The organism is Cellulomonas algicola (assembly GCF_003851725.1).
Classification (GTDB): Bacteria; Actinomycetota; Actinomycetes; order Actinomycetales; family Cellulomonadaceae; genus Cellulomonas; species Cellulomonas algicola.
The window spans coordinates 1-14,604 of record NZ_BHYL01000264.1 but is presented as its reverse complement, the minus strand read 5'-3'; the positions used below and the strand labels follow the sequence as shown (position 1 = coordinate 14,604).

The following is a 14,604-nucleotide window of genomic DNA, read 5'->3' as shown; positions in this document are numbered from 1 at the left end:
TGCACGGCCCTCGCGCGACGACCCGGTGACGCGACCCGACGCGCGCAGCACGGACGCGAGCGGCGCCCCGTCCGCGGTCAGCTCGGCCCAGCGGGCGCGCACCGCACCGTCCGCGACGGCACCCTGCCGCAGCGACGCGACCGCCTGGCGGGTCGGCGCGTCGAGCGCGTCGTCGAGCGTGCGGGCGATCCGCGCGGCGGCGTCGGACTGCGCCTGGACGGCCTCGGCGAGCTCGTCGACCCAGGGCCGCAGCGCGGACAGCGACCCGCGCAGCGTGCGCCCGACGACGGTCCGCGCCCGGTCGGGCCCCGCGAGCATCATGAGCCAGCGCTGCACGGGCGCGACGACGCCGGGCGACAGCAGCCCTTCGTGCGGCCCGAGGTCCGGGACCACGAACAGCGGCGACCCCTCGAGCCCGTGCGTGCGCAGCCGGTCGAGCAGGTCGCCGCGGACCGTCGGCAGCGACGCGGGCGGGACGCGGTTGAGCACCATCGCGATCGACGTGCCACGCTCGACGGCCGCCTCGAGGACGCGCCACGGCAGCGCGTCGCCGTACCGGGCGGCGGTCGTGACGAAGAGCCACAGGTCAGCGGCCTCGAGCAGCCGGTGCGCCTGCTCGCGGTTCGAGTCGAGCACCGAGTCCAGGTCGGGCGCGTCGAGCAGGGCGATGCCGCGCGGCACGGCCTCGTCGGCGACGACCTCGACGAGCTCGAGCACGGGGTGGTGCGACAGCAGCTCGTGGTCGAGCGGGTGGTGCACGAGGACGGGACGACGCGTCGTCGGCCGCAGCACGCCCGCCTCGCTGACCTCGCGTCCGACGAGCGAGTTCACGAGCGTCGACTTGCCGGCACCGGTCGAGCCGGACACGACGACGACCGCGGGCGCGGACAGCTCCGTCAGGCGCGGCACCAGGTGCTCGGCCAGCTGGTCGACCAGCCGGGCGCGCGACGCCCGCGCCGACGCGGTGCCGTCGAGGTCCAGCGGGAAGCCGGTGCGCTCGACGTCGCGGCGCAGGTCCTTGACGGCGTCGAGCAGCGAGGTCGCCGCGAGGGGACGCGCGAGGACCTCGCGCGGGTCGCTCGCCGCGTGCCGCGCACGGCTGGGCGGCGCCGCGTGCGACCCCTGCGCCGGCGGCGCGGGGACGGTGCCGGGCTGCGCGCTCACGCGCTCATTGTCGTGGCGCGATCTGACCTGGACAAACGCGCCACGCTGTGAGGCGTGCCCCGATCCTGACCGGATGCGGGTTGTGCAGCCCTCGTGCGGCGCCCTCCGGGAGCCGGCCGGGACGCTCGTGGGGCGGCGTGAACACTAGGCTGAGACCCCGCTGGCCCCCGTAGCTCAACGGATAGAGCAACGGCCTTCTAATCCGTCGGTTGCAGGTTCGAGTCCTGCCGGGGGCGCCACAGGGTCGCGACGTCCGCCGTCCCGCGTCCACGCTCAGCGCAGGGGGGACCGCGTCCCGAGGGTCACGCCGCCCCGCTCGATGCACGTCAGCTCGACGAGCATGCGCGTGAGCGCGCGGACGACCACCGTCGAGGTCCTGCGAGCGCGTCGGAGCGCTCCGCACGGCCCGTCAGGACGGGCGCGGACCCCGCGAGAAAACCGTGTGACATGCGTATCTGGGCCGTGGTTCGGTGTCCTTGATCCACCGACGACCGGGCCATCAGGGCCCGGCTTCGTCATGCCCACATGACCCACACCCACCCACCGGCGACGGTCCCGTCGTCGCGCCCGAGGAGCCCACCGTGCACCCCACCATGACCCACGAGCTCGCCCGCCAGGAGAACGCCCGCCGCCTCGAGGAGGCGACGATCGCCCGAGCGCGTGCCCGCGTCACCGCCGAGAGACACGCGTCCGACGCCACGAGGCGTCCGCCGCATACGGAGCGCGTCGCGCTTCCCCTGCTCCTCGCCGGCCTGTTCGCCGGCAGCTACTCCGGCGCCGTCGCCCGCTGACGCCGCCGCACCGAGGCCGGTGCCCCACCCGGGGTGCCGGCCTCGGTCATGTCCCGGACCCTGCGGCCCTCACGCCGGTGCGGAGGCGGAGGGATCCTCTCCAGCGGACGTCGTCGGCCGGCTTCCGCCCCTGCGCCGGCGACCGCGGGGGACCCCTCACCCTGGCGGAGGACGGTGGCCTCCCGCACCGGTCGGTCGTGCCACCATGTGCGCCATGCCGCCCGCCGCCGCCCGCCACCGCACCTGCGAGGCGCGCTGATGGGGCGGCACACGACGGGCGACGGACCCGCCCGGCCGACGCGCGGCGCGCGCGTGCGGGCGTTCCTGGTCCGGTGGCTCGAACGGCTCCTCATCGCCGCCGGCGCGGGTGCCGCGACGCTGGCGGTGCTCCGCTGGGCGGGCGTCGGCTGGACGACGACGTGGTGGTGCGTCGGCGGCGTCGCCGTGCTCGTGCTCGTCGCCGGGGCGCTCGCCTCGACCGTCCCGCCGCCGCACCCGGGCCACGACGCCCGGCGCTGACGCGCGCGCCCGCTTCGCGCGGGTTCGCCGGTCGGCGGCCCTCCCCCCGTAGGCTGGCCCGGTGACCAGCACGCCGACCCCCGCGACGTCCCCCGCCACGACCTCCAACGGGCACGAGAGCGCCGAGCGCATCGTCTGGATCGACTGCGAGATGACGGGGCTCGACCTCGGCGCCGACGCGCTCGTCGAGGTCGCCGCCGTCGTGACGGACTCCGAGCTGCGGGTCCTCGGTGGTGGCGTGGACGTCGTCGTCCGGCCGCCCGACGCGGCGCTCGCGCAGATGAACGACTTCGTGCGCGCGATGCACACGACGTCCGGCCTGCTCGACGAGCTCGCGGCGGGCACGACGCTCGAGGACGCGCAGGCGCAGGTGCTCGACTACGTGCGCACGTGGGTGCCCGAGCCGTCGAAGGCACCCCTCGCGGGCAACTCGGTCGGCACCGACAAGACGTTCCTCGACCGCGACATGCCCGAGCTGGTCGCGCACCTGCACTACCGCGTCATCGACGTGTCGTCGATCAAGGAGCTCGCACGCCGCTGGTACCCGCGCGTGTACTTCGCGTCGCCGCGCAAGAACGGCGGGCACCGGGCGCTCGCCGACATCCTCGAGTCGATCGACGAGCTCCGCTACTACCGCGCGGCCCTCCTCCCGGCGCAGCCGGGACCCGACTCCGCGACGGCCCGGCAGATCGCCGCGCAGGTCGTCGCCACGTCGGTCAAGGGCGCGACCACCGACGGCTGACGGGGGCACCCGCGCGCCCGACGGGTGTGCGGGTGGGCTGCCGCCGGGAACGACGAAGGGCGCCGACGGGAACCGTCGACGCCCTTCGTGCTTGGGGTGGCTAACGGGACTTGAACCCGCGACCCCCTGGACCACAACCAGGTGCTCTACCACCTGAGCTATAGCCACCACGATCCGCCCGCAGGTGGTGGTACCCACGGACCGGTCCCGACGCGAACGTCAGGGCCGACGAGAAGTGTACCGGGTGCCGGAGGGTGGTCCGGAACCCGATTCAGAGCCGGCGGACCAGCGCGTCGGCGAACACGTCGACCGACCCGGGCGCGTAGCCGAAGAAGAACGACGGCTCGGTCAGCTCGACCTCGAGCACCACGGGCCGGCCCGCGTCGTCGGGGATGAGGTCGACGCGCGCGTACAGCAGCGGGTTGCCGTGCTCCGGGAAGATCTCCCCCAGCGCCGCGACCACGCCGTCCCCGAGCTCGCGCTCGGCGTCGCTCGCCTCGCGCGCCGACATGACCTCGCGGCGGTACAGCACGCCGTCGGTCTCGCCCTCGCGGTACGGCCCCTCGAGCAGCGCGCCCTTGCGGACCGCGTGGCTGAACTTCCCGTCGACGTAGACCAGCGCCGTCTCGCCGACGGTGTCGACCTGCTTGAGGTAGCGCTGGATCATCACGTGCCGCCCGACGCCGAGCAGGTTCTTGGCGTGCCGGATGGCGAGCGCGCGGGACGGCGTCTCGTCGGCCTGGTAGCGGCCGGTGTCGCGCGAGCCGGCGCTCACGGTGGGCTTGACGACGAAGTCGCCGAAGGCCGGGAACCGGGTGTGGATCGCGCGGGCGTCGAAGTTGCGCTCGGGGTCGAGCCAGATCGTCGGGACGATCGGCAGGCCGCGCTGCTCGAGGTCGCGCAGGTACGTCTTGTCGATGTTCCAGACGACGACGTCGGCGGGGTTGAGCAGCACGCTCGACCGGCCGACGCGGCGCGTCCACTCGGTGAACAGACGCGGCCGCTCGGTGTAGTCCCACGTCGAGCGGATCAGCACGTGCGAGTAGGTGGACCAGTCGACCGTCGGGTCGTCCCAGACGACGACGTCGGTCGCGACGCCTCGCGCGAGCAGCGCCTCGCGCAGCGGCTGGTCGTCGGGGTCCAGGTCCGGGAGCGCGGAGCAGGTCGCGATGGCGAGCCGGGCTGTCGTGGGCGTGGTCACGTCGGCAGCGTACCGACGGGGTCGCCGCCCGTCGCCGCGTCGGCGGACCCGTCCGGCACGCGGTCGGTGCCGGTCTCGTCGGCCGGAGCCTCGTCCGTGACCCGCCGCAGGGCGCGCAGGACCGTCGCGACGGACGCCGACCCGACCACGCGGTCGCCGTCCCGCACCGGCACGCGGCTCTCGGCCCCGGCGTCGGGGGTGGCCAGGATCGTCGCGAGCACGTCGCCGAGCTCGTCGCCGACCGCGACCGACGCACCGCGTCCGGCGCCCCTGGTGGCGTCCTTCGTGAGCCGGGCTGGGTCGACCCCGCCCGGGGGGTCGACCGGAGGCGCGTCGAGGTCCGCCTGCGCGAGCGTGCCCAGGGCCAGCAGCCGGGCCAGCCGGCCGCGTCCGACGAGGTCCGCCACGGCGTCGGTCGCGGGCCGCGCGACGACGTCGAGGGGCGACGCGAGCTGCTCGACGTGCGCACCCGCGGACAGCACGGCGACGCGGTCGCCCATCCTGACCGCCTCGTCGATGTCGTGCGTGACGAGCATCACCGTCGTGCCGACCTCGCGCTGGATGCGTGCGAACTCGGTCTGGAGGCGGCGACGACCGACGGGGTCGACCGCGCCGAACGGCTCGTCCATGAGCAGCACGGGCGGGTCGGTCGCGAGCGCACGCGCCACGCCGATCCGCTGCCGCTCGCCGCCCGAGAGCTCGTGCGGGTAACGGCGCGCGTACTTCGCCGGGTCGAGGCCGACCAGGGCGAGCAGCTCGTCGACGCGGGCCGCGGTGCGGCGGCGGTCCCAGCCGAGCAGGCGCGGGACGGTCGCGACGTTCTGCGCGACGGTGCGGTGCGGGAACAGGCCGACGTCCTGGATCACGTAGCCGATGCGCCGCCGCAGGGCGACGGGGTCGGCGTGCGTGACGTCGTCGCCCTCGAGCAGGATGCGCCCCGACGTCGGCTCGACGAGCCGGTTGGCCATCCGCAGCGTCGTCGACTTGCCGCAGCCGCTCGGTCCGACCAGGACCAGCACCTCCCCCGGCCGGACGTCGAGGGAGAGGTCGTCGACGGCGGCACCGCCGCGGCCGTGGGCGGCGGGGTACTCCTTGCGCACGTGCTCGAACGCGATGGCGGGCTGGACCACCCCCCGGACGCTACTGCCCAGGTCCGACGCCCGCCTCCCCCGGGCGTCGGCGCAGGTCGGCACAGGTCGGCGCAGCGGTCGCGCACCGGACGCCGGGTGCGCCTGTCGGTGGTCGCGGTTACCGTCGGCGGATGCTGTCAGCAGCACAGCCCGACAACCCGTGGTTCTCGTGGGAGTACCTGCAGCGCAACGCCGACGACGTCCTCGGTGCGCTCGGGCAGCACGCGTCCCTCACCGTCCAGGCTGTCGTCCTCGCCTCTCTCGTCGCGCTCCCCCTGGGTGCGTGGGCGCACGTGCGCCCACGCTGGGCGGGTCCGGTGCTCGGCGTCGCGGGCGTGCTCTACACGATCCCCTCGCTCGCGCTGTTCGCGGTCCTCGCGCCCTACACGGGCATCGAGCGCACGACCGTCCTCATCGGGCTCGTCGTGTACGCGCTGCTCGTGCTCACGCGCAACGTCGTCGTCGGGCTCGAGGGCGTCGACCCCGCGGTGCGTGACGCCGCGCGGGGCATGGGCTACGGGCGGGCGCGGCTGCTGCTGACCGTCGAGCTGCCGAACGCGCTGCCCAGCATCGTCGCGGGCCTGCGGCTGGCGACGGTCACGACCGTCGCGCTCGTGACCGTCGGGGTCGTCGTCGGCTACGGCGGGCTCGGGCAGCTGATGTTCCGGGGCTTCCGCTCCAACTACCACGCCGAGATCATGACGGCGACGGTGCTGTGCCTGCTGCTGGCCCTCGTGTGCGACCTCGTCCTGGCCGGCGTGGGGCGGCTCGTCACGCCGTGGGCGCGCACGGCACGGCCGGTCTGAGGGGCGACGCGTGGAGATCCTGGCCGAGGCGTTCGCCTGGCTCAACGACCCGCTCAACTGGACGGGCCGCAACGGCGTGCTCGCGCTCACGTGGGCGCACGTCGTGGTGTCGGTGCAGGCGGTGCTCCTCGCAGCGGTCGTCGCGCTCCCCGTGGGGCTGTGGCTCGGGCACCGCGGGCGCGGCGCGACCGTCGGCGTGGTCGTCGCGAACACCACGCGCGCGCTGCCGACGCTCGCCCTGCTCACGCTGCTCGCCGCGAGCGGCCTGTTCGGCAACCCCGCGACGGTCATCGCGTGCGCGGTGTTCGCGGTGCCGCCCCTGCTGTCCGGTGCCGTGACGGGCCTCGGCGAGGTCGACCCGGGCGTCCGGGACGCCGCGCGCGGGGTCGGCATGTCGGGCACGCGGCGGCTCTGGGCCGTGGAGCTCCCGCTCGCCGTGCCGCTCCTCGCCGCAGGCGTCCGCACCGGGGCCGTCCAGGTGCTCGCGACCGTGCCGCTCGCGGCGCTCGTGGGCGGGCGGAGCCTCGGCACGATCGTCGTCACCGGGTTCGGCACGCAGCGCTACGGGCAGGTGCTCGCGGGCGGGCTGCTCGTCGCGGCGCTGTGCCTCGTCGCCGAGGGGCTGCTCGCGCTCGCGCAGCGCGCGGTCACGCCCGCCGGCCTGCGGTCCCGCGACCGCGCCGCACGGCCGACCCGGACCCGACGCGGACGACCACGTGACGCGGACCACGGTCCCGCTGCCCCGCTTGCCGCCGCCACCCCCGACCTGTCCAATGAACCAGCCCCCTCGAGATGACCCGCTCCGCACCCTCGACCAGCGGGGGCACCCACCCGTGACCGTCGTCAACAGACGTCAGGAGACCGCCATGCGCACGACCCGTCCCGCCCGTCTCGCGATCCTCGCCACCGCCGTGCTCGTGCTCGGCGCGTGCGGCACGCCCGGCTCAGGGGGCGGCGAGGCCGACCCCACGTCGTCGGGGACCTCCGGCAAGGCCGTCTGCGACCCCGTCGCGGGTGAGCAGCTCGTCGTCCTCGAGGACGACCAGGGCCTGCAGAACGCCGACAACGTGATCCCCGCGGTCAACGCGGGCGTGGCGCAGCAGAGCCCCGCGGTGATCGAGCTGCTCGACAGCGTGTCCGCCGCGCTCGACACCGACAAGCTCATCGACCTCAACAAGGCGGTCGACATCGACCGCCGCACGTCGAGCGAGGTCGCGAAGGAGTTCGTCGCCGACGAGGGCCTCGCCGCGAGCGACGCGTCCGCGGGCGCGGGCCAGTCCCTCGTCGTGGGCGCCGCGAACTTCTCCGAGAGCGCGACCCTCGCCGAGATCTACGGCGAGGTGCTGCGGTCCGCCGGCTACCAGGTCGAGGTCCGCACGATCGGCAACCGCGACACGTACCTGCCGGCGCTCGTCGACGGCACGCTGTCGACGGTGCCCGAGTACGCGGCGACCCTCGCCGACTTCCTCAACGCCAAGGTCAACGGTGCCGACGCACCGTCGGTGTCGAGCGACGACGTCGACGAGACCGTCGCAGCGCTCACTCCCCTCGCGGAGCAGTCGGGCCTGGCCGTCGGCAAGCCGTCGGCCGCGCAGGACCAGAACGCGTTCGCCGTGACGAAGGCCTTCGCCGACGAGCACGAGGTCACCACGCTGAGCGAGCTCGCCGAGGCGTGCGGCGGGCTCGTCCTCGCCGGCCCGCCCGAGTGCCCCGAGCGCCCGTTCTGCCAGCCGGGTCTCGAGGAGACGTACGGCATGGAGATCGGCGAGTTCAAGTCGTACGACTTCGGCCTGATCGGCGCCGCGGTGCGCCAGGGTGACGCGGCGATCGGCCTCGTGCTGTCGAGCGACGGCTCGCTCGCGACCGACTGATCCCGCACGACCCACGCGACGACGGCCCTGTCGGCGAGCGGCTCAGCCCGCCGCCGACGGGGCCGTCGTCGCATGACCGTCGCCGCGCGGGCATCGTCGCGGGGCCGTCGTCGCGCGGCCGTCGTCGTCGGACCGTCGTCGCGCGGCCGTCGTCGTCGGACCGTCGTCGGGTGCGACCGCCTCGTCAGAGGCCCGCGGCCTCGAGGAGCCGCAGCCACACCTCGGAGACCGTCGGGTACGACGGCACGGCGTGCCACAGGCGGTCGAGCGGGACCTCGCCGACGACGGCGATCGTCGCGGCGTGCAGCATCTCCGCGGCGTCGGGGCCTACGAACGTCGCGCCCACGACCACGCCGCGCGCCTGGTCGACGACGAGCTGCGCGGCGCCCGGGTAGTCCGCGGAGGCGACCGACGCACCCGCGACATCCGCGAGGTCGTACCGCAGGACCCGCACGTCGATCCCGTCGCGGCGCGCCTGCGCCTCCGTGCGGCCGACCCACGCGACCTCGGGCCGGCTGAACACGACCTGCGGGACGGCGGCCACGTCGGCCGTCGCGCGGTAGCGGGTCCACGGCGCTGCGTCCCGTTCGGCGCGCGGTCCGCCGTCCGCGTCGGCGCCGTCCGGGTGGAAGCGCGCGGCGACGACGTCGCCCACGACCCGCGCGTCGTACTTGCCCTGGTGCGTGGTCGCGGTGCGGCCGGTCACGTCGCCCGCCGCGAACAGCCAGCCGTCGTCGACGCCGACGACCTGCAGCGCGTCGTCGACGTGCAGCTGCTCCCCGGGCGTGAGGCCGACGGTCTCGAGACCGAGCTGCCCGGTGCGGGGTCGGCGCCCGGTCGCGACGAGCACCTCGGACGCGTGCACGACGCTCGCGTCGGGGTGCGGGCCGCCCGAGGCCGCGCCGATCTCGAGGTGCACGCCGCCGTCGTCGCGCCGGACCGCCGTCGTCTCGGCGTGCAGCAGGACGCGCACGCCGGCGGCGCGCAGGTCGTCGGCCACGGCCTCGCCCGCGAACGGCTCGGCGTTGCCGAGCAGCCGGCCGCCCCGCACGACGATCGTCACCTCGGAGCCGAGGTCCGCGTAGGCGCGCGCCATCTCGACGCCGACGACACCGCCGCCGAGCACCGCGAGCCGCGCCGGGACCTCGCGGGCGGCGGTCGCCTCGCGGCTCGTCCAGAATCCCGCATCGGCCAGCCCGGGGACGTCGGGCACGACGGGCTCCGACCCGGTCGCGAGCACGACCGCGTGCCGCGCGCGTACCTCGGTCTCGGTCTCGCCCGAGACGAGCAGGGTGCGCGGACCGGTGAGCCGCGCGTGGCCGCGCAGCAGCGTGAGCCCGACCGACTCGACCCAGGACACCTGGCTGGAGTCGTCCCAGTGGTGCACGATCTCGTCGCGCCGCGCGAGCACCGCTGCGGCGTCCACCGTGGCGTCCGCGACGGCGTCCTTCGCGCCGGGCACGCCACGCGCCGCTGCGAGGACCGCGCCCGCGCGCAGCAGCACCTTGGACGGCATGCACGCCCAGTAGGAGCACTCGCCCCCGACGAGCGCGTGCTCCACGAGCGCCACGCTCAACCCGGTGCGGCTCGCACGGTCGGCGACGTTCTCCCCGACCGCGCCGCCGCCCACCACCACGACGTCGAACTCCTGCTGACTCGGCATCGCCCCATCGTGGCGGCCCGCGGCCCCGTCCGCAGGTTGCGGGGTCGTCGGCGTGTCCGTCCTGGGTGCTTTCGTCCGGACCGCGCTGCTACGTTCGCACCGAGGGTCCGCCGGAGACGGCAACCAGCCGTGAGCTCCCGGCGTCGACGACGGAGGGGCGACGTGAGCGAGACATCCCAGGGTAGTGGTGCGCTCGGACCGATCCACGGGCGACCGAGCTTCCGCGAGCAGTTCGACAGGTCCAGGTTCCCCGAGCACGGCCTCGGCTCCGACGAGGTCTACGAGCTCCTGCACACCGGGCTGATGCTCGACGGGCGCGAGACGCTCAACCTCGCGTCGTTCGTGACGACGTGGATGGAGCCGCAGGCCGAGCAGCTCATCCACGACTCGCTGCGCAAGAACCACATCGACCACGAGGAGTACCCGGCGGCGTCGCTCGTCGAGGAGGCCTGCGTGCACATGCTGGGCGACCTCTTCCACGCGCCGGACCCGGCGAAGGTCGTGGGTGTCGCGACGATCGGGTCGTCCGAGGCGATCATGCTCGGGCTGCTCGCCCACAAGCGCGCCTGGCGGCACCGGCAGCTCGCGGCGGGCCGTCCCACGGACCGGCCGAACGTGGTGTTCGGCGCCGAGACCCACGTCGTGTGGGACAAGTTCGCCAACTACTTCGACGTCGAGATGCGCAAGATCCCCATGCGGCCCGACCGCTACGTGCTGAGCGCGGCGGACGTCGAGGCGCAGGTCGACGAGAACACCATCGCGGTGGGTGCGGTGCTGGGGACGACGCACATCGGCGAGGCCGACCCGATCGAGGAGATCAACGACCTGCTCGTGCGGATCAAGGCCGAGCGGGGCTGGGACATCCCCCTGCACGTCGACGGCGCGAGCGGTGCGTTCGTGGCCCCGTTCGCCGAGCCGGACCTGCGGTGGGACTTCCGCCTCGAGCAGGTGGCGTCGATCAACGCGTCGGGGCACAAGTACGGGCTCGTGTACCCCGGCGTCGGCTGGCTGATCTTCCGCGACGCGTCGCGGCTGCCCGAGGACCTGGTGTTCAGCGTCAACTACCTGGGCGGGGCGCAGCCGACGTACACGTTCAACTTCTCGCGCGGGTCCGCGATGATCCAGGCGCAGATGTACAACTTCCTGCGGCTCGGCCGGGACGGGTACACCGCGATCGTCGAGACCATGCTGGCCAACGCGCGCCACCTCAACGAGGCGCTCAAGGCCTCGGGCCGGTTCGAGATCCTCAACCCGGGGCTCGCCGAGCCGGTCGTGACGTTCCGCCTCAAGGACGACCCGGGCTTCGACGTCTACCACCTGTCCGCCCGGCTGCGGGAGAACGGCTGGATCGTGCCCGCCTACAGCCTCCCGGCCGACGCGCAGGACGTGCACCTCATGCGCGTCGTCGTCCGGCTCGACCTCAGCCGGACGATGATCGAGATGCTCCTGCGCGACCTCGACCACGCCTGGGAGTCGCTCGCCGCCGAGCAGCCCACCGCCCGTCCCGCCCCCAAGCCGGACGTCTGGACCGCACCCGACAAGGCCGCCGCGCACGCGAAGGCCCGCACCGGTCTGCGGGCGTGACGCGCACCTCGGCGCTGCCCGACCTGCCGGACGGCTGGACCGCGGTCGACACCCGCGGTCCGGGTCCGTTCGTCACGCATGCCGTCCTGCGGCGTCCGGACGGCGCCGAGGTGGAGTGGACGTCGCGGCGGCACCGCAAAGGACTGGGTCTGCGGGCACGCGCAGCGGCGGCACCGGGTCTCGCGGGCCCTGCCACGGCCCCGACCCCGACCGGCGTGGCCCTCGCCCCGGCACCGGCGGACACGGGGAGACGCCACGGGGCCGACGCGTGGAGCTGGTGGATCGGCGCGCTCTTCGCGATCGGCTCGGTGTGCTTCGCGCTCGGGTCCGTGCCGGCGTACGTCGAGGCCGTCGCACCGGCCGTCACGGCGTGGACGTTCGCGGTCGGGTCGGTGTTCTTCACGAGCGCCGCGTACCTGCAGTACGACGAGGCGGCGCGCGCACCGCGGGACGTCCTCGCGACCGCGCCACCACGCAGCCGGCTCGCGGCGCTCGTGGGCTTCCGGGCGGACCGCATCGACCTGTGGGCGTCCGCCGTGCAGCTGGTCGGCACGGTGCTGTTCAACGTCAGCACGTTCAGCGCGACCCGCACGGGTCTCGCGGTCGCGGGCGACAAGACGCTCGTGTGGGCACCTGACGTGCTCGGGTCCGTGTGCTTCCTCGTCGCGAGCTGGTTCGCGTACGCGGAGGTCAACCGCGGCGTGCTCCCCCGCCCCGACCGGTCGGTGGGGTGGACGATCGCGGGGCTCAACATGGCCGGCTCGGTCGCGTTCGGCGTCGCCGCCGTCGCGGCCCGGTACCTTCACGGCACGGACGAGATGGCGAACGTCGCGCTCGTCAACGCCGGGACGTTCGTCGGCGCGGTGTGCTTCCTCGGCGGGGCCGTGCTGCTGCCGGTCGAGTCGGCGCGCGACCGCACCCCGCAGCGGCCCCGAGCGCACCCGTCCCGCACGACGAAGGCCCCTCACCGACCGTGCGGTGAAGGGCCTTCGTGCTGGTGCGCCATCAGGGACTCGAACCCCGAACCCGCTGATTAAGAGTCAGCTGCTCTGCCAATTGAGCTAATGGCGCGCGGTTGAGAACGTTAGCAGCCGTCCGGCCTGGGAAGCCAATCGGATCCGGCCGGCGTGACGACCGTCACGCGACGTCAGGAACGGCCGTCCCCGCTCGCCTGCGGGGTGCCGTTCTCCGGCTGCCACCACTCCTCCTCCGGCAGGCCCTCCTTCTCGAGGATCTCCTGCGACGGCACGGCCTCGGCGGCCGTCAGGTCGGCGATGAGGGTGAGCGGGACGTGCGCCTCGAGCAGCTCGCGGACACGCTCGGCGTCGGGCACGGCGAGGGTCTCGGGGGTGTCGTCGCTCATCGGGGGCTCCTGGGTGTTCCTTGGTCAGGCGTCCGGCTGTCTCCATGGCACACCACGTGACCGCGTCGTGCAAGGTCGGTGTCCTGGTTCCGCAGGATCGTCACAGGTACAGACCGGTGCCCTCACCGGAGCCACGGTCGGTCGCGACCGCGTGCACGTCCTTCTCGCGCAGCAGCAGGTACGTCGCGCCCGCCAGCTCGACCTCGGCGCGGTCCTCGGGGTCGAACAGGACGCGGTCTCCCAGCTCGACCTGGCGCACGTGCTGGCCGACCGCCACGACCGACGCCCACGCGAGCCGCTTGCCGACCGCCGCGGTCGCCGGGATGACGATGCCCGCGGACGACCGGCGCTCGGCGGGGTCGCCGTCGACGGACACGAGGAGGCGGTCGTTGAGCATGCGGATCGGCAGCCCGGCACGGGCGTCGGGAGCGGGAGCGGTCACCCGCACGACGCTACCCTGCGCGCGACGTAGGCTGACCGCGGCGTCGACCGGCCGACGCCTCCCCTGCGACCACCGGAGCGTCCTCGTGCCTCGTCTCGCCGTCGGCGACCTCGCCCCCGACTTCACGCTGCCCACCGCGGACGGCGGCAGCGTCACGCTGTCCGACCTGCGCGGCGAGCACGTCGTCGTGTACTTCTACCCGGCCGCGATGACGCCCGGCTGCACGACGCAGGCGTGCGACTTCCGCGACTCGCTCGCGTCGCTGCAGGGTGCCGGGTACAAGGTCGTCGGCGTCTCCCCCGACTCGGTCGACAAGCTCGCGGCGTTCGCCGAGGCGGAGCACCTGACGTTCCCGCTCGCGTCGGACACCGAGCGGGCCGTGCTCGAGGCGTGGGGCGCGTGGGGCGAGAAGTCGCTCTACGGCAAGACCGTGACCGGAGTGATCCGTTCGACGGTCGTCGTCGACCCCGAGGGCAAGGTCGAGCTCGCGCAGTACAACGTCAAGGCGACCGGGCACGTCGCGAAGCTGCGCCGGGACCTGAAGATCGCCTGACGACCGCCGACCGGGGCACCGGGCCGCGCGCCCGCCCGGCGACCCCCGGGACGCGCGCGGCGGGTGTGCCACACTCGGCGCGCGGGAGTGGTGAAACGGTAGCCACGCCAGGTTTAGGTCCTGGTGCCCGAGAGGGCGTGCGGGTTCGAGTCCCGTCTCCCGCACCACGACGACGGCCCGGCACCGGGGAAGATCCCGGTGCCGGGCCGTGGTGCGTCCGGCGTCAGCTCGCGGCGCGCAGCGGCAGGCGGACCACCGAGTCGGCGAGACGGACCGTCGACGTGCCCGACCCGATCGCGTTCCACACCGCGACGCGCACCGTGCCGTTGGTCATCCGGCCGAGCGTGCCCGTGACGCGCTCCGCGCCGACGGACTCGGTGTACCGCTCGACGCCCGGCACGGGGTCGGTCGCGAAGTACCGGTAGACCTCGACGCGGTCCCACGTGCCGTCGCCCGTCAGGTCGTACGAGACCGACACGCGCGTGCCGTTCCCGACGACGCCGCCCGCGTCGAGCGCGAGGTCGAACCGCGTCCCCGCGGTCGTCGGGCTGCCGCTGACCCCCTCGATCGTCGCGACGACCGCGTCGGCCGGCTCGGTGGCGGTGTCGATGCCCGCGGCGCGCGGGACCGTCACCGTCGCCGGTGACGTCACCGGGCCGGTCACGAGCCCGCCGTCGCCGTCGAGGTAGAGCGTCGACGCGTCCGAGGGCGGCACCGTCGGCGTCGGCGTCGGCGTCGGCGTCGGCTTCGGCGTGGGCGTGACCGTCGGGGTGGG

14 protein-coding genes, 4 tRNA genes and 1 pseudogene are annotated in these 14,604 nt (G+C 74.5%); 10 read left to right on the top strand and 9 right to left on the bottom strand.

Features of this window, described 5'->3' with window-relative positions:
* On the bottom strand, positions 1–1,164 hold a 1,164-nt coding region (locus tag CTKZ_RS15940; RefSeq protein WP_124343864.1), incomplete at its 3' end, for a dynamin family protein.
* A 163-nt stretch (positions 1,165–1,327) separates the two neighbouring features.
* On the opposite strand from CTKZ_RS15940, the gene CTKZ_RS15935 reads away from it, so the two are divergent.
* The 4 genes from CTKZ_RS15935 (at position 1,328) to orn (ending at position 3,216) form a co-directional block, all read left to right on the top strand.
* A tRNA-Arg gene (locus CTKZ_RS15935) sits at positions 1,328–1,403 on the top strand.
* A 342-nt stretch (positions 1,404–1,745) separates the two neighbouring features.
* A complete protein-coding gene (locus tag CTKZ_RS15930) occupies positions 1,746–1,955 on the top strand; it encodes a hypothetical protein (protein ID WP_124343863.1) in 210 nt (69 codons plus the stop codon).
* A gap of 258 nt (positions 1,956–2,213) precedes the next feature.
* A complete protein-coding gene (locus CTKZ_RS15925) occupies positions 2,214–2,474 on the top strand; it encodes a hypothetical protein (RefSeq protein WP_124343862.1) in 261 nt (86 codons plus the stop codon).
* Positions 2,475–2,535: 61 nt separating this feature from the next.
* Positions 2,536–3,216: an oligoribonuclease gene (orn, locus tag CTKZ_RS15920; protein WP_124343861.1), complete on the top strand. Its 681-nt coding sequence runs from the start codon at positions 2,536–2,538 to the stop codon at positions 3,214–3,216.
* A 92-nt stretch (positions 3,217–3,308) separates the two neighbouring features.
* On the opposite strand, the gene CTKZ_RS15915 is transcribed toward orn, so the two are convergent.
* The 3 genes from CTKZ_RS15915 to CTKZ_RS15905 all read right to left on the bottom strand — a co-directional run bounded on the left by CTKZ_RS15915 (position 3,309) and on the right by CTKZ_RS15905 (position 5,547).
* Positions 3,309–3,384, bottom strand: a tRNA-His gene (locus CTKZ_RS15915).
* A gap of 103 nt (positions 3,385–3,487) precedes the next feature.
* Positions 3,488–4,417, bottom strand: a complete 930-nt coding sequence (locus CTKZ_RS15910) for an ATP-grasp domain-containing protein (protein WP_124343860.1) — start codon at positions 4,415–4,417, stop codon at positions 3,488–3,490.
* Positions 4,414–5,547 (bottom strand): ABC transporter ATP-binding protein, encoded by a 1,134-nt coding sequence (locus CTKZ_RS15905; protein WP_124343859.1) that lies wholly within the window; start codon positions 5,545–5,547, stop codon positions 4,414–4,416. Before CTKZ_RS15905 ends, CTKZ_RS15910 begins: the two co-directional genes overlap by 4 nt.
* Positions 5,548–5,678: 131 nt before the next feature.
* Between CTKZ_RS15905 and CTKZ_RS15900 the strand changes: the two genes are divergently transcribed.
* The 3 genes from CTKZ_RS15900 (at position 5,679) to CTKZ_RS15890 (ending at position 8,224) form a co-directional block, all read left to right on the top strand.
* On the top strand, positions 5,679–6,353 hold the full coding sequence (locus CTKZ_RS15900) for an ABC transporter permease (RefSeq protein ID WP_124343858.1): 675 nt from the start codon (positions 5,679–5,681) through the stop codon (positions 6,351–6,353).
* A gap of 10 nt (positions 6,354–6,363) precedes the next feature.
* On the top strand, positions 6,364–7,149 hold the full coding sequence (locus tag CTKZ_RS15895; RefSeq protein WP_124343857.1) for an ABC transporter permease: 786 nt from the start codon (positions 6,364–6,366) through the stop codon (positions 7,147–7,149).
* A gap of 70 nt (positions 7,150–7,219) precedes the next feature.
* Positions 7,220–8,224, top strand: a complete 1,005-nt coding sequence (locus CTKZ_RS15890; protein WP_124343856.1) for a glycine betaine ABC transporter substrate-binding protein — start codon at positions 7,220–7,222, stop codon at positions 8,222–8,224.
* A gap of 184 nt (positions 8,225–8,408) precedes the next feature.
* Here CTKZ_RS15890 and CTKZ_RS15885 read toward each other — a convergent pair whose 3' ends face one another.
* Positions 8,409–9,887, bottom strand: a complete 1,479-nt coding sequence (locus CTKZ_RS15885) for a dihydrolipoyl dehydrogenase family protein (RefSeq protein ID WP_124343855.1) — start codon at positions 9,885–9,887, stop codon at positions 8,409–8,411.
* Between the two features lie 162 nt (positions 9,888–10,049).
* On the opposite strand from CTKZ_RS15885, the gene gad reads away from it, so the two are divergent.
* Entirely contained in the window at positions 10,050–11,471 is a 1,422-nt protein-coding gene (gene gad, locus CTKZ_RS15880; protein ID WP_160142916.1) for a glutamate decarboxylase, read from the top strand.
* A gap of 995 nt (positions 11,472–12,466) precedes the next feature.
* Here the strand turns inward: gad and CTKZ_RS15870 are convergent.
* The 3 genes from CTKZ_RS15870 to CTKZ_RS15860 all read right to left on the bottom strand — a co-directional run bounded on the left by CTKZ_RS15870 (position 12,467) and on the right by CTKZ_RS15860 (position 13,231).
* Positions 12,467–12,542, bottom strand: a tRNA-Lys gene (locus CTKZ_RS15870).
* 76 nt (positions 12,543–12,618) lie between these two features.
* Positions 12,619–12,834, bottom strand: a complete 216-nt coding sequence (locus CTKZ_RS15865; protein ID WP_124343853.1) for a hypothetical protein — start codon at positions 12,832–12,834, stop codon at positions 12,619–12,621.
* Between the two features lie 100 nt (positions 12,835–12,934).
* Positions 12,935–13,231 carry a GroES family chaperonin gene (locus CTKZ_RS15860; protein WP_124343865.1) on the bottom strand — a complete coding sequence of 99 codons (297 nt, stop codon included), beginning with the start codon at positions 13,229–13,231 and terminating at the stop codon, positions 12,935–12,937.
* Positions 13,232–13,361: 130 nt separating this feature from the next.
* Here CTKZ_RS15860 and bcp point away from each other — a divergent pair, with 130 nt between their 5' ends.
* The gene (gene bcp / locus CTKZ_RS15855) at positions 13,362–13,829 is read left to right on the top strand and encodes a thioredoxin-dependent thiol peroxidase (RefSeq protein ID WP_124343852.1); all 468 of its coding nucleotides are present in this window, start codon (positions 13,362–13,364) and stop codon (positions 13,827–13,829) included.
* A gap of 81 nt (positions 13,830–13,910) precedes the next feature.
* Positions 13,911–13,996 (top strand) — tRNA-Leu (locus tag CTKZ_RS15850).
* Positions 13,997–14,052: 56 nt separating this feature from the next.
* Here the strand turns inward: CTKZ_RS15850 and CTKZ_RS21675 are convergent.
* A pseudogene (locus CTKZ_RS21675) lies at positions 14,053–14,604 on the bottom strand (glycosyl hydrolase); the annotation flags it as partial.